Origin of the sequence: Bradyrhizobium sp. Bra64 (genome assembly GCF_024519875.1) — a bacterium.
GTDB lineage: Bacteria > Pseudomonadota > Alphaproteobacteria > Rhizobiales > Xanthobacteraceae > Bradyrhizobium > Bradyrhizobium japonicum_G.
Genome location: NZ_JALJRD010000007.1, coordinates 83180 through 102504, shown reverse-complemented (window position 1 = coordinate 102504; position 19325 = coordinate 83180). Strand labels below are relative to the sequence as shown.

Annotated in this window: 14 protein-coding genes, 1 tRNA gene, 1 pseudogene and 1 riboswitch; of the genes and pseudogenes, 7 read left to right on the top strand and 9 right to left on the bottom strand. The window is 64.4% G+C overall.

Translation table 11 applies throughout. The annotated features are described in order from the left end of the window. Nucleotides 1-150 precede the first annotated feature (150 nt). Nucleotides 151-2652 (top strand): annotated as a pseudogene (locus NR187_RS21125) (EAL domain-containing protein). A gap of 12 nt (nucleotides 2653-2664) precedes the next feature. Here the strand turns inward: NR187_RS21125 and NR187_RS21120 are convergent. Further along, entirely contained in the window at nucleotides 2665-3342 is a 678-nt protein-coding gene (locus NR187_RS21120; RefSeq protein ID WP_211383734.1) for an LON peptidase substrate-binding domain-containing protein, read from the bottom strand. Between the two features lie 109 nt (nucleotides 3343-3451). Then, nucleotides 3452-4375 (bottom strand): thioredoxin, encoded by a 924-nt coding sequence (gene trxA, locus NR187_RS21115; RefSeq protein ID WP_211383733.1) that lies wholly within the window; start codon nucleotides 4373-4375, stop codon nucleotides 3452-3454. Between the two features lie 273 nt (nucleotides 4376-4648). Here trxA and NR187_RS21110 point away from each other — a divergent pair. The 4 genes from NR187_RS21110 to NR187_RS21095 all read left to right on the top strand — a co-directional run bounded on the left by NR187_RS21110 (nucleotide 4649) and on the right by NR187_RS21095 (nucleotide 8210). Further along, nucleotides 4649-4723, top strand: a tRNA-Gly gene (locus tag NR187_RS21110). Between the two features lie 76 nt (nucleotides 4724-4799). After that, nucleotides 4800-5786, top strand: a complete 987-nt coding sequence (locus NR187_RS21105) for an NAD(P)-dependent oxidoreductase (protein ID WP_211383732.1) — start codon at nucleotides 4800-4802, stop codon at nucleotides 5784-5786. A 382-nt stretch (nucleotides 5787-6168) separates the two neighbouring features. Next, on the top strand, nucleotides 6169-7437 hold the full coding sequence (locus NR187_RS21100) for a sorbosone dehydrogenase family protein (protein WP_211383731.1): 1269 nt from the start codon (nucleotides 6169-6171) through the stop codon (nucleotides 7435-7437). 191 nt (nucleotides 7438-7628) lie between these two features. Next, a complete protein-coding gene (locus NR187_RS21095; RefSeq protein WP_256807458.1) occupies nucleotides 7629-8210 on the top strand; it encodes a cytochrome c in 582 nt (193 codons plus the stop codon). 21 nt (nucleotides 8211-8231) lie between these two features. Here NR187_RS21095 and panE read toward each other — a convergent pair whose 3' ends face one another. The 4 genes from panE to NR187_RS21075 all read right to left on the bottom strand — a co-directional run bounded on the left by panE (nucleotide 8232) and on the right by NR187_RS21075 (nucleotide 12009). Next, nucleotides 8232-9155, bottom strand: coding sequence for a 2-dehydropantoate 2-reductase (panE, locus tag NR187_RS21090; RefSeq protein WP_211383729.1), 924 nt, complete (start codon nucleotides 9153-9155; stop codon nucleotides 8232-8234). A gap of 117 nt (nucleotides 9156-9272) precedes the next feature. Continuing rightward, complete coding sequence (locus NR187_RS21085; RefSeq protein WP_211383728.1) at nucleotides 9273-9881, bottom strand: 2-hydroxychromene-2-carboxylate isomerase; 609 nt, start codon at nucleotides 9879-9881, stop codon at nucleotides 9273-9275. Nucleotides 9882-9976: 95 nt separating this feature from the next. Continuing rightward, nucleotides 9977-11326 carry an MATE family efflux transporter gene (locus tag NR187_RS21080; protein ID WP_256807457.1) on the bottom strand — a complete coding sequence of 450 codons (1350 nt, stop codon included), beginning with the start codon at nucleotides 11324-11326 and terminating at the stop codon, nucleotides 9977-9979. Between the two features lie 86 nt (nucleotides 11327-11412). Next, entirely contained in the window at nucleotides 11413-12009 is a 597-nt protein-coding gene (locus tag NR187_RS21075; RefSeq protein ID WP_256807455.1) for a DUF2239 family protein, read from the bottom strand. A 153-nt stretch (nucleotides 12010-12162) separates the two neighbouring features. Between NR187_RS21075 and NR187_RS21070 the strand changes: the two genes are divergently transcribed. Continuing rightward, a complete protein-coding gene (locus tag NR187_RS21070; RefSeq protein WP_256807454.1) occupies nucleotides 12163-12828 on the top strand; it encodes a glutathione S-transferase family protein in 666 nt (221 codons plus the stop codon). Between the two features lie 3 nt (nucleotides 12829-12831). Here NR187_RS21070 and NR187_RS21065 read toward each other — a convergent pair whose 3' ends face one another. Further along, nucleotides 12832-14226, bottom strand: coding sequence for a serine hydrolase (locus NR187_RS21065; protein WP_256807453.1), 1395 nt, complete (start codon nucleotides 14224-14226; stop codon nucleotides 12832-12834). Nucleotides 14227-14305: 79 nt separating this feature from the next. Then, on the bottom strand, nucleotides 14306-16057 hold the full coding sequence (gene ggt / locus NR187_RS21060) for a gamma-glutamyltransferase (RefSeq protein ID WP_256807452.1): 1752 nt from the start codon (nucleotides 16055-16057) through the stop codon (nucleotides 14306-14308). Between the two features lie 98 nt (nucleotides 16058-16155). Here ggt and NR187_RS21055 point away from each other — a divergent pair, with 98 nt between their 5' ends. Beyond that, a complete protein-coding gene (locus NR187_RS21055) occupies nucleotides 16156-17541 on the top strand; it encodes an MFS transporter (protein ID WP_211384209.1) in 1386 nt (461 codons plus the stop codon). Between the two features lie 53 nt (nucleotides 17542-17594). Here the strand turns inward: NR187_RS21055 and purH are convergent, their stop codons facing one another. Beyond that, nucleotides 17595-19187: a bifunctional phosphoribosylaminoimidazolecarboxamide formyltransferase/IMP cyclohydrolase gene (purH, locus tag NR187_RS21050; protein ID WP_211383722.1), complete on the bottom strand. Its 1593-nt coding sequence runs from the start codon at nucleotides 19185-19187 to the stop codon at nucleotides 17595-17597. 25 nt (nucleotides 19188-19212) lie between these two features. Next, nucleotides 19213-19294, bottom strand: a riboswitch (ZMP/ZTP riboswitch). Nucleotides 19295-19325: the final 31 nt, after the last annotated feature.

Below are 19325 nucleotides of genomic sequence, written 5' to 3'. Positions count from 1 at the left end.
GCTACACCTCGAGCGCAAATTTTCGCAAATCAAATTGGACAAGCAGCGTTAACGCACCGGTAAGCATGCAATCAGGCGTTGCACAAAATTAACGCGATGAATGTTTAGCCCGTTCACCATCGACGATATTGACGAGGGAGCGCTATTTTGATGTTCCGCGTTTTTTCCTGCGTTACGGCCGAGCACGATTGGCGACTCGTCGTACTTGCTGGCTTGGTATGCTTCATTGCAAGTATTGTTGCGGTCAGCATCTTTCATCGTGCGATCGCCTCGCGAGCCTGGGCGCGGTTGATCTGGATCGCGATTGCCGGCGCCGCCATCGGCTACGGAATCTGGGCAACGCATTTTGTCGCAATGCTCGCCTAGGAGCCCGGCGTCTCGACCAATTACGGCCTCGTTCTGACAGCGCTGTCGCTCGCCGCGGCGATGATCCTGACTTCAGGCGGTTTTGGCGTTGCGGTCGCCAATTCCGGCCGGTGGCGCGCAGCTGCCGGTGGCGGCATTATCGGCGCCGGCATTGCAAGCATGCATTATATCGGCATGTGGGCCCTCGAGGTGCCGGGTCGTGTGACCTGGTCGCCAGGGCTGGTGTTGATCTCGATCGTCCTCGGCATGGTCCTGGGGTACGCTGCGCTCGCGGTTGCCCTGGGCCGCAAGGACAAGTGGGGGACCTTTGCTGCGGCGCTGCTGCTGACGCTCGCCATCGTGTCGCACCATTTCACGGCCATGGGGGCCGTCCAGATCGTTCCAGACCCTACGCTGGCAAACGATACATTGTCGCTTTCTCCGGCCTTCCTCGCCGCGGCTATTGCTGGCGTGGCCCTATCTGTGCTCGGGATGAGCTTCGTCGGCGTGCTGGCGGATCGCCGCCTTGCGACCCGAACCAGCAGGTTCGAGCAAATCATCAGCGAACTCTCGCTCGCCAGGCAACAGGTGGAAGATTCGCAACAGGAAATCCAGGACCAGAAACTCAGGCTCGATACAGCCATCAACAACATGGTCGAGGCCCTGTGCATGTTCGATGCGGAGAAGCGACTTGTCGTCTGCAACGAGCGCTATGCCCGGCTCTATCGGCTGCCACCAGAGCTTCTGAGAGCGGGGACGCCGCACGTCGACATCATCAGGCATCGCGTCGTGACTGGCATCCTCAAGAGCGACACCAGCGAAGGCGCTGCGGTGCAATTCCTCTCGAAACTGGCCGCGTTGCCGTTCGATGCAGTCTCGAGCAGAATCGACGAGTTCGCGGATGGTCGGTTGATCTGCGTGACGCGACAGCCCATGGCCGGCGGCGGGTGGGTGGCCACGCATCTTGACGTCACCGAGCAACGCCGGTCCGAGGCCAAGATCGCTCATATGGCACAACACGATGCGTTGACCGATCTGCCAAATCGCGTGCTGCTCAGGGAGCGGATGGAGCATGCCATTGCAGTTACGCGCAATGGCGGCCTCGATCTGGCTGTACTCATGCTCGATCTCGATCGCTTCAAGGAAGTCAACGACACGCTAGGACATCCGGCGGGTGATTCCCTGTTGCGCGCCGTTTCTGCGCGTCTGCGCGAATGCACCGCGGAAACCGCGTTGATTGCCCGGCTGGGCGGCGACGAGTTCGCGGTGATTGATTACGTGACCAACCCGGCCGTGGAGGCCGCCGCCCTTGCCGAGAACATCAGAAAGGCGCTTTGCGAACCGTTCGATCTCGGCGATCACCGGGTCACGGTGGGCACCAGCATCGGCATCGCCATCGCGCCACGCGATGGCAACGATCCCGACGTGATCATGAAGAGCGCCGATCTCGCTCTCTACTCGGCCAAGAGTGGTGGACGTGGCGCATTCCGTTTCTTCGAGCCGGAACTCGACGCGCTCATGCATGCGCGGCGCAACCTGGAGCGTGACATGCGGAATGCGATTGCCGGCCGCCAGTTCGAGCTCCATTACCAGCCGTTCGTCAGTCCCGTGACCGGCAAGGTCAATGGTTTCGAGGCCTTGCTACGCTGGCATCACCCGCAGCAAGGTCTGGTCATGCCGAGCGAATTCATCCCGCTTGCGGAGGAGACCGGCTTGATCGTGCCGCTGGGAGAATGGGTTTTGAGAACCGCCTGTGCGGAAGCCGCCAAATGGCCTGCGCATGTCAGGATCGCGGTTAACCTGTCTCCCGCCCAATTCAGGAGCACGGAGATTGTTCCGGTCGTTATCGGTGCGCTGTCGAGTTCGGGAGTTGCGCCGCACAGACTTGAGATCGAGGTCACAGAGACGGTGATCATGCATGACAGCGAAGCGGTTTTCGCGGTACTCGGCCAATTACGCGAGCTCGGTGTGCGAATCGCCCTGGACGATTTCGGCACCGGCTATTCATCGCTGAGCTTTCTGCAAAAGTTCCCGTTCGACAAGATCAAGATCGACCGCAGCTTCGTCAACGAACTGTCCAGCGCGAGGGTAGAGGCGCGCCATCTCGCGCGAGCGGTGCTTCGTTTCGCAGTCAGCCTCGGCAAGACGACGACCGCCGAAGGCGTTGAAACGAAGGAGCAGCTGGATATCCTCTGTGAGGAAGGGTGCGTAGAAACGCAAGGCTACTATTTCAGCCGGCCGATGCCTGCATCCGACATCGCCAGAATGCTGCGGCGAGGTGCCGGAGCAGCCGTCCGCGCTGCCTGAGCGTTCAGGCCCTTACTGCAGCGGCGGATCGCCGCTGGTGCGCTTCTTGGCGAGATCCATCTCGGTGACCGCGATCAAGATCTCGGCGCGGGTCTTCAGGTCGGGCGCTTCCAGCATGGCCTGCTTCTCCGCGGGGCCATAGGGCGACATCATCGCCAGCGCGTTGACCAGCGCCTCGTTGGGCGCGCTCTCGACGCCTTCCCAGTCGACCTTGAGATTGTTGGCTTTCAGGAAGTCCGCCAGCACCACCAGCAGCGCCTCGCGATCGACCTCGTCCTCGCCCATGCGGGCGGTGAAGTCGTCGACGAAGGCGAAGAAATCCGCCTTGCATTGCCGGTAGGCGGTCAGCACTTCCAGTTCCTCGACCACCTTGAAGCGCGAGACGCCGGTGAGCTCGAGGATGTAGCGGCCGTCGCCGGATTCGGCGAGCTGGGTGATGCGGCCGACGCAACCGACCCGGAACAGCGCCGGCTTGTCGGAATTCTTCGGCGAGTGCGCCGCGTCGGGCTGGATCATGCCGATCAGTCGATGGCCGTCGCGCAAGGAATCATCGACCATCGAAAGATAGCGCGGCTCGAAGATGTTGAGCGGCATCTGGCCGCGCGGCAGCAGCAGCGCGCCCGGCAGCGGAAACAGCGGAATGATCTCCGGAAGGTCGGCGGGCCCGCGATATTCGATGTTGATCGGCATCTGGTCCCCCGCTGACTCTGCTAGAGCATGATCCGGATTCGAAGGACCGCGTTGGCGCAAACTGTGCAGCGGTTTTCCGACAAGATCATGCTCCAGCAATAACCCCGCCCTACGAAAACAGGATCGTCGACAAGCGCTTGCGTCCGTCGACGGTTGCATCATCCATGCCGCCCCAGGCCTCGAAGAACTGCACGAGCTGCTTGCGGGCGCCGTCGTCGTTCCATTTGCGGTCGCGCCTGACGATCTCGAGCAGCTGCTCGGTGGCGGCTGCGCGGTTGCCTTGCGCGTTGAGAGCGGTGGCGAGGTCGAATCGTGCCTGATGATCGAGCGGGTCTGCGGCGACTTTCTGTTCCAGCTCGGCGACGGGCCCGAGCTGCTCCGCCTGCTCGGCGAGATCGATCGCGGTCTGCACCGCTTTCACCGCGGGGTCGTTGCGCTTGGATTCCGGCACCATGGCCAGCGTCTGCTTGGCCTGCTCCATCGCGCCGGAGACGGCGTAGCACTTCGCAAGCCCGGCAAGGGCCGCGACATTGGTCGATTCATGCTGCAGCACTTCAGCGTAGATCTGGGCGGCCGCGGCGGCATCGCCCTCGGCGAGCACAGCCTCGGCCTCTTGCAGGATTTCGGCGACGTTCGGCTCGCCCGGCGCGGTCACGCCCTTGGTGAGCTTGTCGATGAAGGCGTTGAGCTGGCTCTCCGGCACAGCGCCCATGAAGCCATCGGCCGGCTGGCCGTTGACGAAGGCGATCACCGCCGGAATCGACTGGATGCCCATCTGGCCCGGGATCGCCGGATGCTGGTCGATATTCATCTTGACCAGCTTGACCTTGCCCTTGGCCGCCTTGACCGCCTTTTCAAGCACGGGGGTGAGCTGCTTGCAGGGGCCGCACCACTCCGCCCAGAAATCGATCAGCACCGGCTGGCGCTTCGATTCCTCGATGACGTCCTTCACGAAGGTCTGGGTGGTGGTGTCCTTGATCAGATCGGTCGCAGCCGGGCCCGCCGCTCCGTTACCCTGGTCGATGATCGTCACGGGATCCCCTCGTCTGTCTGGAATGGCGGGTCTTTAGCACGTCGCCAATTCATATGCTTCGCTGTCGGCCCTAAAATTGGGCCGGGGCGGCCGAATTTCAATCCATCGCAGCCGATTCGGCGGTTCCCAGGCTTTTTTGATCGATTCGGCCGGGTTCGGGCCCTCATATGGGCCGGAAGATGCGAATCTATGCCGCCGGTAGCTGTTGCATTCGCCCTCCGCTTTTGGCATACGACAGCCGTTGCCGGCGCAGTCATGCGACCGACACAGGATGCGGGTGTAGCTCAGTGGTAGAGCACGACCTTGCCAAGGTCGGGGTCGAGGGTTCGAGCCCCTTCGCCCGCTCCAATTTTTGCCAGAGCATCCAGCCGATCTGGACGGAATCGTGGTTTTTCACGCTGCTGGCAGCTGTGTTGGATCCCACATGACAATTCTGGTCACCGGTAGCGCAGGCCATCTCGGGGAGGCCCTTCTCCGCACGCTGCGCGGGCGCGGGTCGCCGGTGCGCGGGGTCGATCTGAAACCATCGCTCTTCACCGATGCCGTTGGCTCGATCGTCGACCCCGACTTCGTGCGGCGCCAGATGGAGGGCGTCACGGCCGTGATCCACACCGCGACGCTGCACAAGCCGCATGTGGCGACCCACAGCAAGCAGGACTTCATCGACACCAACGTCACCGGCACGCTCAATCTGCTCGAGTCGGCCACGGCGGCCGGCGTGCGCAGTCTTGTCTTCACCAGCACCACCAGCGCATTCGGCTCGCGGCTCCGGCCGGAGGCGGGACAGGCCGCGGTGTGGGTCACCGAGGATTTGCCGCCGATCCCGAAGAACATCTACGGCACGACCAAGCTGATGGCGGAGAATTTGTGCGAGCTGTTCTTTCGCGAACGCGGGCTGCCCGTCGTGGTGTTGAGGACTTCGCGCTTCTTTCCGGAGGAGGACGACGATCCGGCGATGCGGACGGCTTACCCGCTGGACAACGCGCAGGCCAACGAGCTGCTCTATCGCCGGCTGGACATAGCGGACGCGGTGAGCGCCCATCTGCTTGCCGTCGATCGCGCGCCGCAGCTCGGCTTTGCGCGTTACATCATCTCCGCCACCAGCCCGTTCGAGCCGCGCCATCTTGCCGCGGTTGCGCGCGACGCGGCCGGTGTCGTGCGCGGGCTCTATCCGGAGTGTGTGCAGCTCTATGCGGCGCGTGGCTGGCGGCTATTCCCCGAGATCGACCGCGTCTATGTCAACGCGCGGGCGCGGCGCGAATTGGGCTGGCGGCCCGAGTTCGACTACGCGCATGTTCTGAACAGCCTGCGTGAGCGGACCGACTTTCGCAGCGCACTGGCGCGCGAGGTCGGGTCGAAGGGTTATCATGACACGGTGTTCGCGAGCGGGCCCTACCCCGTCGCCACGTAAGCGCCTTGATTGCCGTTTTGCCCGACGCATCAGACGACTGGCCGCCGTCACCGCGCGCAACTCGGCCCGAGCCGTTCTACTGTGCATGGGGTTGTTTTCGCATTTTTTGTGCGAGCCGGCCCCGGCTGCCCGCAAATGAGCCACGGGCCATTTCGATTCCGCGTTGCAGCGAGAGCATTTTGCCGTCGGCTGCCTCGCGCCTGAAGCAAATCCGTCTCAACTTTTATTGAGCGCAACCGCAGTGCACGGGGCGCGCTTCTCAGCGCTCGCAGATGTGCTAACCTTTTTGCGTCTGCCTGTCGGGCAGACCCATACTTCGCCTCTCGACTAGCCATAACAAAATAATGTGCAGCCCTGACGGCTGCCTTAGGGGAGTGACGCGATGAAATCGATGATCCATCGATCCGTGTTGGCGCTTGCAGCGGTTGCCCTTCTTGCGGGAACCAGCACCGTCAATGCCCAGGACAAAAGCAAACCGCTGAAGAAGTACGAATCCGGCACCAAGGAATTCTGGACCCATCCGCCGGATGACTGGTTCCTCGGCGACGAGACCGAGGCGCAGAAGGGCCTCGCGCCGCCCTCGGGCCCGCCCACCGGCGCGTCCGACGCCGAGCTCGCCAACATCGTCAAGAAGGTGAAGCTGCCGGCAGGCTTCAAGATGGAGGTCTACGCCTCCGGCGTGCTGGCGGCGCGGCAGATGGCCTGGGGTGACAAGGGCACGCTGTTCGTCGGCTCGTTCGGCCTCGGCAACGTCTACGCCATCAAGGACAACAACGGGAAGAAAGAGGTCAAGACCATCCTCAAGGGCCTGAACATGCCCACCGGTCTCGCCTTCAAGGACGGTGCGCTCTACGTGATCGCCGTCGACAAGCTGATCCGTTACGACAACGCGGAAGCCAATCTGGACAAGCTCGGCGACGGCAAGGTCGTCTATGACGACATGCCGTCCTATGCCGCGCATGGCTGGAAGTACATCGCGGTCGACAAGGAAGGCTGGTTCTACATTCCGTTCGGACCGCCCTTCAACATCGGCGTCCCCCCGACCAGCGTGTCGCAGATCCGCCGCGTCGATCCCAAGACCGGCAATGCGGAAATCTACGCGCTCGGCGTCCGCAACTCGGTCGGCGGCGACGTCGATCCGCGCACCGGCAAGTACTGGTTCACCGAGAACGCGCGCGATTGGGTCAGCGATGATCTGCCCAGCGACAAGCTGAACATGATCTCGAAGTTGGGTGAGCATTTCGGCTATCCCTATTGCCACCAGGGTGACCTGCCCGATCCGAAGTTCGCGATGGGTCACAAATGCTCCGAGTTCACGCCGCCCGTGCTGAACCTCGGCGCACATGTCGCTCCGCTCGGCATGAAGTTCTATACCGGCGACCAATTCCCCGCCGAGTACAAGAACAACATCCTGATCGCCGAGCACGGCTCCTGGAATCGCCACAAGTACCAGGGCGGTCGCATCATGCGCGTGATCGTCGGGCCCGACGGCAAGAACGCCAAGCAGGAGGTGTTCGCCTCCGGCTGGATCGAGGGCGACCAGGGCTATCTCGGCCGTCCTGACGACATCATCCTTGCCAAGGACGGCTCGATCCTCGTCGCCGACGACTGGGCCGGCGCGATCTACCGCATCAGCTACAGCAAGAAGTAGGGCGACGTAAGAAAGAGGCTGCGGTGGCCGACTGGCGCCGCAGCCTTTTTCACGCCGTGCGGCAGGCTTGTAGTGGAACACGTTCGTCATGCCCGGACTTGATCCGGGCATCCATCAAACAAGAAAACTCCTTGAATATGGGATGGATTGCCGGGCCTGCGCCCGGCAACGACAGTCGGGAGAAATCATCGATGCGGATTGTTCGGTTCGGACTGCTGTCGGCGGCGCTTCTGCTCACGCCGGCTTCTCACGCCGCGGACAACGCCGCGATCAAGGAGAAGGCCGCGGTCTGCGCCGGCTGCCATGGCGAGAACGGCATCTCGCAGACCGAGAACATTCCCTCGCTCGCCGGCCAGCCGGATCAATTCATCCAGTGGCAGCTCGTGTTCTTCCGCGCCGGCTCGCGCAAGAACGAGCAGATGCAGCCGATCGCCGAGCAAATCACCAACGAGGACGTCCGCAATCTCGGCGCCTATTTCGCGGCGATGGCGCCGCCGACAGCGGCGGAGGACAAGGATCCGGACCTGTCGAAAAAGGGCGCGCAAGTGGCCGTCGGCCGCCGCTGCGCCTCATGTCATACGGATAGCTTCGCCGGCACCAAGGCCGTCGCGCGGCTCGCGGGCCAGCGCGAGGAATACCTCGTCAAGGCACTGCATGATTACAAGAGCAGTCAACGCGTCGGCGGCGGCGGCGCTGCGATGGCCGACGTCGCCTATCACATGAGCGACGAGGAAATCACCGCCGTCTCGCACTATCTCGCGTACTTCAAATAATGCGGAGTGCGGGGTTACGACCTACCCCGCCCGCTGCTTCTCATACGCCTTCAAATGCGTATAGGCGATGCGCAGCTTCGGCACCGGCACCTTGGCGGCATCGGCGCGCGCGATCAGGTCGCCGATGACGTGATCGGCTTCGACCGGCAGGCCAGCCTTGATGTCGCGGAACATCGAGGCCGTCATCGGCGAGCCCTCGGTGGTGAGATTGCCCTTCACGCGCTCGAAGAACGGCCCTCCCGGCGTGTAGCCCGACGCGGTGGCGATTGCGCTGGTCTCGTCCAGCATGCCGAGCAGAAAATCCCTGCCGCCGGGGGCAGCGAGAATGTTGCCGACCGAGGTGCGCATCAGGCTTGTGGACGCTGCGAGCGAGGACAGGAACACCCACTTTTCCCACATGTCCTGCATGATGTTCTGGCTGGCGGTGGCGCCATTGATGCCGCTCTTGAACGCCTCGTCGATCGCCTTGACCCGATCCGACAGCTTGCCGTCGCGCTCGCCGTAATTGATCGATTGCATCGGCTGCAGCTGCACCACCTCGCGCTTCTCGTTCAGCGTCGCGGCGATGGCGCACAGACCGCCGAGCACGCGCTCGACGCCGAATTTCCGGTCGAGGATCTCGAGATGCTTCATGCCGTTGAGCATCGGAATGATCGCTGTATCAGGCCCGACCGCCGCAGCGAACGAATTGATGGCGTCATCGAGGTCGAACGCCTTGCAGCTGAGCAGCACGATGTCGAACTTGTCCCTGAGCTTGTCGGCCTGAACGGTCGGCGGATTTTTCAAGGTCACGTCGCCGTTCGGGCTCTTGATGACGAGGCCGGCGCTCGCAAGTTCGGCGGCGCGGCGCGGCCGGACCAGGAAGGTTACGTCGCGGCCGGCCTGCAACAGCCTGCCACCAAAATAGCCGCCGATGGCGCCGGCGCCGACCACGAGGATGCGCATGGGATTGTCCTTGTTATTGCTATTGCTATTGGCGGTCTATCATAGTCGTCATTGCGAGCGAAGCGAAGCAATCCAGAATGCTGCCGCGGTCACATTCTGTCGCTGGGGAATGAGTGGCTATTTCCCCGACACCATCTCCTCGACCTCGCGCAACTGCTCCTTGCCGAAGAACATCTCGTTGCCGACGAAGAAGGTCGGCGAGCCGAACGCGCCGCGCGCGACCGCCTCCTCGGTGTTCTTGATCAGCCTGCCCTTGACCTCGGGCTCCTGGGCGCGGGCGAACAGCTTTTGGGCATCGAGACCGGAGGACGCCAGCGCCTTCGCCGCGACGTCCGGATCGTCCATCTTCTTCGGCTCGCGCCACATGTGGTGGAAGGCGGCCTCGACGTATTTTTCGAACACGCCCTCAAGCTGTGCCGCGATCGCGGCGCGCATCAGGTTCAGCGTGTTGACGGGGAAGTTGGGATTGAAGACGTAGGGCTGGACCTTGAAGCGCTTGATGAACCGCTCGGTCTCGACCGCCTGGAATTCGCGCTTGTTCTTGACGCCGGCGAGCGTCTCGGCCGGTGACTTGTTGTTGGTCGATTTGAAGATGCCGCCGAGCAGGATCGGAACGTACTCGAATTTGACTCCGATGCGCTGCTCGATCGCCGGGATCGCCAGATGGCTGAGATAGGCGTTCGGGCTGCCGAAATCGAACAGGAACTGCGGGGCTGTGCGGGTCAAAATCGTTCTCCCTGACGACGCTTTTGATCCATTGTGGCGCAGCGCGCGCCACAGGTCCACCGTTTAATGATGGTCATAATACCTTGATGATCCCGTCAGATCAGACGCCGGATCGTCCGCTTGCGCCACACCAGAAGGTAATAGCCCATCTGCAAAAGGAACATGGCGCAGAACACGATCGGATAGGCGGCCCACACACCCTGAAGGCCGATGGTGCGGCTGAGAATCACCGCGGCCGGCAGCTCGATCGCCACGATGGCGAAGATCGCGAGCAGCATCGGGGTCAGCGCCACGCCGGCCGCGCGCATCGCGCCTGAAAACACCGTCGCGAGGCCGAACGGCACCGAGCTCCACAGCGCGATGCGAAGCAGGCCTTTCGCCAGTTCGAGCACGGCATCGTCGGTGATGAAGATGCCGAGCACGGCGCGCGGCGCGAGATAGATCAGCGTCACCAGGCCGCCGGTCAGGACGATGTTGAACCCGAGGCCGGTGCGCACGATACCGTCGAGCCGCGCCCTGTCGCCGCCGCCGACCGCCTGCGCGCCGAGGATCGAGACTGCGATCGAAATCGACATCGCCGTGAACTGCGTGTAGCCCATCACCTGGTTGACGGCGCCGTAGGCGGCGGTGGCGTTCGAGCCGAAGCCGTTGACGAGGCCGAGCAGCACCAGCTCGGCGATCGCCATCACCACCATGCCGATGGCGCTCGGCAGCCCGACGCCGAGGATCTTTCCGAGCATGGCGCGATCGAGCCGCAGATGACGCAGCATTGCCGCGTCCGGGGCTAGCGCATGTTTCTTCCGCAGCAGATGGATCGCCAGCGCGATCAGCGTCAGCGCGTTGGCAATCGCGGCTGCCCATGCCGGGCTGGTGATGCCGGTCACCGGCAGCCCGAACGAACCGCGGATCAGCATCGGCGTCAGGATCAGGCCGATTGCGGTCGACAACGCCAGCGCCAGCAGCGGCGTGAGCGCATCGCCGACGCCACGGATCATTGCCGTCATCAGCAGGAAGACGAAGCCGAGCGGCATCGTGAGCAGCATGACGCGGGCATAGGCGCTGGCCTGGTCGAGAATGTCCGCGGGCGTGGCGAGCGCCGTCATCAATTGCCGGCTGAACAGGCCGCCGACGAGCGCGACGGATATCGAGAGCAGCAGGCCGATCGCGAGCGTCGTGCCCACGACGACCTTGATCCTGCCGCGCTCGCCCGCGCCAAAGGCCTGGCCGATGAGGACCGTGGCGCCGGTGCTCAGCCCCATGACGAAGGCGAACAGGAAGAACATGATGGGGAAGAACACCGAGACCGCCGCCAGCGCGTCGACGCCGATCATCTGGCCGAGATAGACGTTGCTGATCGTCCCGAACAGCGATTGCAGCGCGTTGCTCAGCATCAGCGGTGCGAGGAAGCGGAAGAATGTTTTCCAGAGCGGCGTGGCGGCGGACATGGATTGGCCTTTCAACAGGGCGAGCGAAGCCGTTGCCGCACAAGGCGCGGCTCGGCCGTCGATGGGGTAGAGAAAGAGCGGTGCGCCTAGGCGCAGTCGCTGTAGGCGAGCTTGACGATGTGGTCGCGGATGTCAGTGGGCCAGTCCGCGATCAGTCCGGTGAAACGCCGCCGGTCGTCCGCGAACAGCGCCCGCGACGCCTCCTCGAACTGCGGCAGGTTGCCGGCCATGGTCGACATGAAGTGATAGGCCGCATCGCGCGCCTGCCGCTCGCGGTCCTTGTCGCCGCTTGCGCGGCGCGCTTCGTCGACGAGTTTTCGCAGTGCGACTGAGGCGCCGCCCGGTTGTGCGCTGAGCCACTCCCAGTGCCGCGGCAACAGCGTCACCTCGCGCGCGACCACGCCGAGCTTCGGCCGGCCGCGCCCGCGCGGTTCGCTCGGTGCTGCGGTCTCCTCCACCGGAGGCGGGACGAGCTTTGCCAGCCGCGCCAGCACCTCGCGATCCCCGCCGCGCAGATCGAAGTCGATCGATCGGCCCGTGCCGTCCTCGAAGATGATGATGGGCTCGTCCGGCCGCGGTGCCATCCGCTTGACCACCAGCGCGACTTCTCCTGCCGGCCCGGACGCCAGGCGGCGCGTGCCCTGGAAGGCGGTGAAAGTCCTTTGCATCGAAATCATTGCCATCTTTGTTGACCTTTGGCCCATTTAATATCCGGGTAAATTATCAACGTCAATATACCCGGGTTAAAATATCCGACCGGATGGCTCGACATTGCGGTCCCGGGCTGGCACGAACGGCGCGGCCGACCGACCACGCCCAGCCCCAAGGACCGCGCGATGCTGACCGTTCACCACCTCAACAATTCCCGCTCGCAGCGCGTGCTGTGGCTGCTCGAAGAGTTGGGTGTGCCCTATGAGATCGTGCGCTATCAGCGCCAGCCCGACATGCGCGCACCGAAGGAGCTGCGCGCCATCCACCCGCTCGGCAAGTCGCCCGTCATCACCGACAACGGCAACACCATCGCCGAATCAGGCGCGATCATCGAATATCTCATCGCCACTTACGGCAACGGCCGGCTGATCCCGCCGCCGAACACGCCGGAGCGGCTGCGCTTCACCTACTGGCTGCATTATGCGGAGGGCTCGGCGATGCAGCCGCTGCTGCTCAAGCTGCTGTTCACGCTGATGCCGAAGCGCGCGCCGGCGCTGCTTCGTCCGCTGGTGCGCAAGGTCTCGAACCAGGCGCTCACCGCGATGGTCAATCCGCAGCTGAAGCAGCACATGGATTATTGGGAAGGCGAGCTCGGAAAGACCGAGTGGTTCGCCGGCAACGAGTTCACCGCCGCCGATATCCAGATGAGCTTTCCGCTCGAAGCTGCCCAGGCGCGGGGCGGGCTCGAGCTCGGCCATCCCAAGGCGATGGCGTTCCTTGAGCGCATCCATGCGCGGCCGGCCTACGCCAGAGCGCTGGAAAAGGGCGGGCCGTACCAGGTGGGGCGGTAAGGCCTATCGCACGGCCTCGATCACTTCCTTGATCAGCCGTGCCACGCCGCGGATGTCCCCGCTTGGATCGACGGAATCGCCAAGTCGCACGACCACCATGCGCTGCGAGGGGATGATGATGACGCGCTGGCCGAGATCGCCGGAGGCGAAGAACGCATCGCGCGGAATGCCGGCGCGGACCCGGCCCTTCGCATGTTCGTGTTCGCTGCGGTTGGTCCAGAAGCCGGCGCCATAGTCGGCGTCGAGCGTGGCCGCCGCGCAAAAATCTACCCATTCCTCGGGCAGGATGCGCCTGCCAGCGATCACGCCATCGTCGAGATAGAGCAGGCCGAAGCGGGCCCAGTCCCGTGCGCTCGCCAGCATGTAGGTGGTGCCCTGGATCGTGCCGGTACCGTCGAGCTCCAGCGTCACGTGGCGCATGCCGAGCGGATTGAACAATTCGCGCCAGGCGAAGGCGAGGCTCCGCTCGACGCCTCCGGTGCCGTCGCGGACGATGCGCGCGAGAATCTGCGTGGTGCCGCTCGAATAGTGCCAGCGACGGCCGACCGGCGCGATCAGCGCAGCCTGTACCGCGAACCCCGCCATGTCGTCGTGCAGATAAATCATCTGGCTCGATGGATCGAAGCCGCTGTTGGTCTCGTCCAGCGCGAGACCCGTCGTCATCCGCATGAGATGCTCGACCTCGATCTCGCGGCGGGGATCGGAGGCGCTGCGCCATTCCGGCACGGGCGCCGGTATCGACGGGCTGGTCTGGCCCCGCTGTGTCATGATGCCGATAAGCGCGTTGATGACGGACTTCGTCATGGAGAAGCCGAGCAGCTGGGTTTCGACGCCGATGCCCGCGGCATAGCGCTCGGCGATCACCCGGCCGTCGCGCACCACGACCACGGCCTTGGTGCGCCGGAACGGTGGCGTCGCCGGCTCCTCGAAGGCATGGTCGAGCGCGGCCTTGAGCGCGGGATCGCCGGGCTCGACCACGGCATCGTCGGCGATGTCGGGCAGCAGCGGTGGTGCCTTCGGCGTCTTCGCCGCGACGAGGTCGATCTTCGGCAGATAGGGCATGGTCGTCCCATGCTGCAGCACGCAACCAAAGCCGTCGCGAAAGATCGCGTGGCTGCGAAAGCCTCCGAGCACGGTGACGTCGGCCGTCTTCGCTGCGCGATCGAGATCAAGCCGCATCAGCGGGCGCAGGCGGCGTATGCCGTCGCGCTCGGTCGTCTCCGCGAACACGGCCTGCGGGTCGAGGCCGGAGACGAAGGTCTTGCTGCAAACGTTGTGCGCGACGAAGCCGGTCGCGACCCGGATCGCGTCGCCCGGCCGGTAGATGAAGTTGAGCGCGACGGCTGTCAGCAGCGCCAGCGCAACGAGCGCGGCTGAGATACGAAAGAAACGTTTCATGGAAGCTCGTCATGAAATCGGAGGCTGCGTCGATATCACGCCGCAGCCTGTCTCAAAAGCCCGGCGCCCGGCTCAGGTGCTATTGTCCCGCCGCCTCCGCGCCGCGGGTGCGCGGATCGGGCGCGCCGAGCGGACCGTTCGGCGTCACCGCGATCGAATTGGCCGATGTCTGCCCCATCGGCTCGACCACGAGATGACCCATCGCCTTTAGCTCGAACAGGACAGGGTCGGGAAAGCCGCGCTCGACTCGCACCTCGTCGGGCAGCCATTGGTGATGCAGCCGTGGCGCGGCCACGGCGGCCGCGACGTCCATCTTGTAATCGAGCACGTTGACGATCACCTGGAGCACGGTCGAGATGATGCGGCTGCCGCCGGGCGAGCCCGTCACTAGCACCGGCTTGCCGTCCTTCAGCACGATCGTCGGCGACATCGACGAGAGCGGCCGCTTGCCGGGCCCGGGCAAATTGGCCTCGTAACCGACGAGGCCGTAGGCATTGGAAGCGCCGACCGCCGCAGTGAAATCGTCGAGCTCGTTGTTGAGCAGCACGCCGGTGCCCTCGGCGACGAGACCAACGCCGTAGCTGAAGTTCAGCGTATAGGTGTTGCTGACGGCGTTGCCGCGGCTGTCGACGATGGAAAAATGCGTGGTATTGCTGCCCTCGCGCGGCGCGGCGGCGGCGGAAACGAGCTCCTTCGACGGCGTGGCGCGATCGGCGGAGATGGTTGCCCGCAGCTTGGCGGCGTAGTCCTTGGCGGTGAGCGTCTCGATCGGAGCGTTGACGAAGGCAGGATCGCCGAGATAGCGCGCGCGGTCCGCATAGGCGCGCTTCATGGCCTCGATCAGCAGATGCAGCGAGGCCGGCGAGCCCTGCTTCAAATCGGCGAGCTGGAAACCTTCGAGGATGTTGAGCGTCTCCACCAGCACCACGCCGCCGGACGATGGCAACGGCATCGACACGATGTCATAGCCCCGATAAGTGCCGCGCACCGGCGCGCGGATCACCGGCTGATAGGTCTTCAGATCGGCCAACGTCATGATGCCGCCGGCGTCGGAGATGGCCCTGACAAGCTTGTCCGCGACCGCGCCGTCATAAAAGCCGCGCGGGCCCTGTGTGGCGATGGCCGACAGCGTTTCGGCAAGATCGGTCTGCACCAGCCGGTCGCCTTCGCCGAGCGGCGTACCATCAGGCCGCGAGAATATCTTGGCCGAAGAAGGCCAGCGTGCCAGTCGCCGGTGCCAGCCCGGCAAAGTGTCGGCGATGTCGTCGCTGACGACGAAGCCATCGCGGGCAAGCGCGATCGCGGGCTCGAGCAATTGCGCCAGCGTGAACTGGCCCGAGCCATATTTTTCAAGAGCCAGCGCAAGACCTGCGACGGTTCCGGGCACGCCGACGCCGAGCGCGGAATCTCGCGATTTGGCAGCGTCGGGCTTGCCGTCAGCGCCGAGGAAGATCTGCGGCGTGGTCGCAGCCGGCGCGGTCTCGCGATAGTCGATCGCGATGTCCTCGTTGCGCTCGGCGGAATGGATCACCATGAAGCCGCCGCCGCCGATATTGCCGGCGCGCGGATAGGTCACTGCCATGGCGAAGCCGGTGGCGACCGCGGCATCGACCGCATTGCCGCCACGCCGCAGGATATCGGCGCCGACCTGCGCAGAGATATTCTCCTGCGCCACCACCATGCCGTGCTCGGCGGGAACGGCGTGCACTGTATCGAGTGCGGGCGGCACATAGGCCCGCCGCGCATCCTGCGCGGTCGCGGCCGGAACAGCGAACGCCAGAGTGGCAATGAAGGCGAGAAATGTCCGCCGTGTCGAAAATGACGACATCATCAAACTTCCGTCGTGGCCCCGGCAATTCACACGCGTCGCCATAATGCTATACCGTTTGCGCCAAGAGGGGCAAAACTGTTTGTGATGGGACATCAATGGTGACGACGATCGCCTCGGACACGCGCGTGGCTGGCACCGAGCGGACCTATCCGCCGCGCGCCGCCGTCGTCAGCTGGATCTTCTTCGACTGGGCCGCGCAGCCTTATTTCACGCTGATCACGACCTTCGTGTTCGCGCCGTATTTCGCCACCAGCATTGCGCCCAATCCGGCGACCGGCCAATCGCTGTGGGGCTTTGCGATGGCCGCCGCGGGCCTTGCGATCGCGCTGATGTCGCCGGTGCTGGGCGCCATCGCCGATGCCTCTGGCCGCAGGAAGCCGTGGATCGCGGGATTCGGTGCGGTGCTGGTGCTCGCGTCCTGCATGCTATGGATCGGCAGGCCCGGCGATCCCTCGATCATTCCGCCGCTGCTCACCGCTGTCGCGCTCGCCAGCGTCGGCGCCGAATTCGCCACCGTTTTCAATAACGCGATGATGCCGACCCTGGTGCCGCCGGAGCGGATCGGCCGGCTCTCCGGCACCGGCTGGGCGACCGGATATATCGGCGGTATCGTCAGCCTGATCATCGTGCTCGGCCTGCTCGCCGCCAATCCCGAAACCGGCCGCACGCTGCTCGGCCTCACGCCGCTGTTCGGACTCGATCCCGCCAGCCATCAGGGCGACCGCGCTGCCGGACCGTTGACCGGGCTCTGGTTCATCATCTTCGTGACCCCGATGTTTCTTTTCACGCCGGATTATCCGGCGAAGCGCCCGGTGCGCGAGGCGCTGCACGAGGGTCTGTCGGAGCTGAAGCAATCGATCAGAAGCCTGCCGAAGCAGCAATCGCTTGCGGCATTTCTGCTCGCCAACATGATCTACACCGACGGCCTGGTGTCGCTGTTTGCCTTTGGCGGCATCTATGCCGCGGGCACGTTCGGCTGGCACACGATCCAGATCGGCACCTTCGGCATCATGCTCGCAATCGCGGGCACGTTCGGCGCATGGCTTGGCGGCAAGCTTGACGATTCCCTGGGCCCGAAGCGCGTCATTGCCGGCAGCCTGCTGCTCCTCCTGCTCGCGGTGGCGGCGATCCTTCTGGTCGACAAGGACAGCGTGCTGTTCGTCAAGGTCGCAGCCCCCCAGCCGGGCGCGCCTCTGTTCTCGAGCGCCGCAGAGCGCGCCTATCTCGTGCTGGGCTGCCTGATCGGCGCGGCCGGCGGTCCGCTCCAGGCGGCTTCACGCACACTTCTCATTCGTCTGGCGCCGAAGGACCGCATCGCGCAGTATTTCGGTCTGTTCGCGTTGACGGGAAAAGTCACGTCCTTCATCGGTCCGTTGCTGGTCGGCATGATCACCGCGGTGACGGCGAGCCAGAAGGCCGGCATGGCCGTGCTGGTCGTGTTCTTCGTCGCGGGGCTGGGGCTGTTGATGCGGGTGCGAGAGTAGCCGCGCTTCGTAGCCCGGATTTCGCGAAGCGAATCCGGGCTACCGCTGATCAATCAGTGCCTGAAGTGCCGCGTTCCCGTGAACACCATGGCGATGCCGTGCTCGTCGGCGGCCTTTATCACCTCGTCGTCGCGCATGGAGCCGCCGGGCTGCACCACGGCGGTGGCGCCGGCCTCGATGCAGGCGAGCATGCCGTCGGCGAACGGGAAGAACGCGTCCGACGCCACCACCGAGCCCCTGGTGAGCGGCTCGGCGAGCTTCAGCTCGGCCGCCGCATCCTGGGCCTTACGCGCTGCGATGCGCGCTGAATCCACCCGGCTCATCTGGCCCGCGCCGATGCCGACGGTGGCGAGATCCTTGGCGTAGATGATGGTGTTGGACTTGACGTGCTTTGCGACACGGAACGCGAACTTGAGATCGCGCATCTCGGCATCATCAGGGGCGCGCTTGGTCACGACCTTGAAGGTCATGTCGTCGACGACGGCGTTGTCGCGGCTCTGCACGAGCAGACCGCCCGCCACGGTCTTGGCGGTGAGGCCGGGGGCGCGCGGGTCGGGCAGGCTGCCGGCGAGCAGCAGGCGCAGATTCTTGCGCGCGCCGATGATGGCGATCGCCTCCTCGCTGGCGTCGGGCGCGATGATCACCTCGGTGAAGATCTTCGTGATCTCGCGCGCGGTGTCGGCGTCGAGCGCGCGATTCATCGCGATGATGCCGCCGAAGGCGGAGGTGGAATCGCAGGCTAGCGCCTTGCGATAGGCGCTGACGAGGTCGGATCCCTCGGCGACGCCGCAGGGGTTGGCGTGCTTGACGATGACGCAGGCCGCGGTGCGCTTGGCGTCGAACTCGCCGATGCATTCATAGGCCGCATCGGTGTCGTTGATGTTGTTGTAGGAGAGCTCCTTGCCCTGCAACTGCCGCGCGGTCGAAACGCCCGGGCGCTTGTCGGGTGTCGCATAGAACGCGGCAGTCTGGTGCGGGTTCTCGCCATAGCGCAGCGACTGGATCAGCCTGCCGCCGAAAGCGCGGAAGTCGGGCGCGTCGATCTCGAGCTGGCGGTTGAACCAGTTCGAGATCGCGGCATCGTAGGCGCCGGTGCGCGCATAGGCCTTTGCGGCAAGGCGCCGGCGCAGCTTCAGCGTGGTCGCGCCGTCGTTGGCGGCGAGCTCGTCGAGCACGGCCTGATAGTCCTGCGCCTCGACCACGACGGCGACGTCGTCATGGTTCTTCGCGGCGGCGCGGATCATCGCGGGACCGCCGATGTCGATGTTCTCGATGCAATCCTCGAAGCCGGCGCCCTTGTCGACGGTCGCCTCGAACGGATAGAGGTTGACGACGAGGAGATCGATCGGCGCGATGCCGTGCGCCTTCATCGCCTCCGTGTGGTCCTTGTTGTCGCGGATCGCGAGCAGGCCGCCATGCACCTTCGGATGCAGCGTCTTGACCCGGCCGTCCATCATCTCGGGGAAGCCGGTCAGCTCCGAGACGTCTTTCACCTTCAGCCCGGCGGCGGCGATTGCCTTGGCGGTGCCGCCGGTCGAAACCAGTTCGACGCCATGCGCGGCAAGCGCCTTGGCGAACTCGATCAGGCCGGTTTTGTCGGAGACGGAGAGAAGAGCGCGGGTGACGCGGCGGGGGTGGTCAGTCATGAGCAAGATCCTCTGTCTTAAGGAGTGTCTATGCCCAGGCGCGCGGCTTCTATGTCCCGCGCTTCCCGATGGTGCTCCATCCAAGGTCGCCAGTCGCGCGAGCGAGGGCTCGATAGCAGTTTTCGCCCGCTTTCACAA

Excerpts from the sequence above, each read along its gene's own strand:
- NR187_RS21120 (WP_211383734.1), bottom strand. The coding sequence starts at position 3,342 with ATGCCGATCAACATCGAATATCGCGGGCCCGCCGACCTTCCGGAGATC.
- NR187_RS21105 (WP_211383732.1), top strand. The coding sequence starts at position 4,800 with ATGACAATTCTGGTCACCGGTAGCGCAGGCCATCTCGGGGAGGCCCTT.
- NR187_RS21100 (WP_211383731.1), top strand. The coding sequence starts at position 6,169 with ATGAAATCGATGATCCATCGATCCGTGTTGGCGCTTGCAGCGGTTGCC.
- NR187_RS21095 (WP_256807458.1), top strand. The coding sequence starts at position 7,629 with ATGCGGATTGTTCGGTTCGGACTGCTGTCGGCGGCGCTTCTGCTCACG.
- panE (WP_211383729.1), bottom strand. The coding sequence starts at position 9,155 with ATGCGCATCCTCGTGGTCGGCGCCGGCGCCATCGGCGGCTATTTTGGT.
- NR187_RS21080 (WP_256807457.1), bottom strand. The coding sequence starts at position 11,326 with ATGTCCGCCGCCACGCCGCTCTGGAAAACATTCTTCCGCTTCCTCGCA.
- NR187_RS21075 (WP_256807455.1), bottom strand. The coding sequence starts at position 12,009 with ATGGCAATGATTTCGATGCAAAGGACTTTCACCGCCTTCCAGGGCACG.
- NR187_RS21070 (WP_256807454.1), top strand. The coding sequence starts at position 12,163 with ATGCTGACCGTTCACCACCTCAACAATTCCCGCTCGCAGCGCGTGCTG.
- NR187_RS21065 (WP_256807453.1), bottom strand. The coding sequence starts at position 14,226 with ATGAAACGTTTCTTTCGTATCTCAGCCGCGCTCGTTGCGCTGGCGCTG.
- ggt (WP_256807452.1), bottom strand. The coding sequence starts at position 16,057 with ATGATGTCGTCATTTTCGACACGGCGGACATTTCTCGCCTTCATTGCC.
- purH (WP_211383722.1), bottom strand. The coding sequence starts at position 19,187 with ATGACTGACCACCCCCGCCGCGTCACCCGCGCTCTTCTCTCCGTCTCC.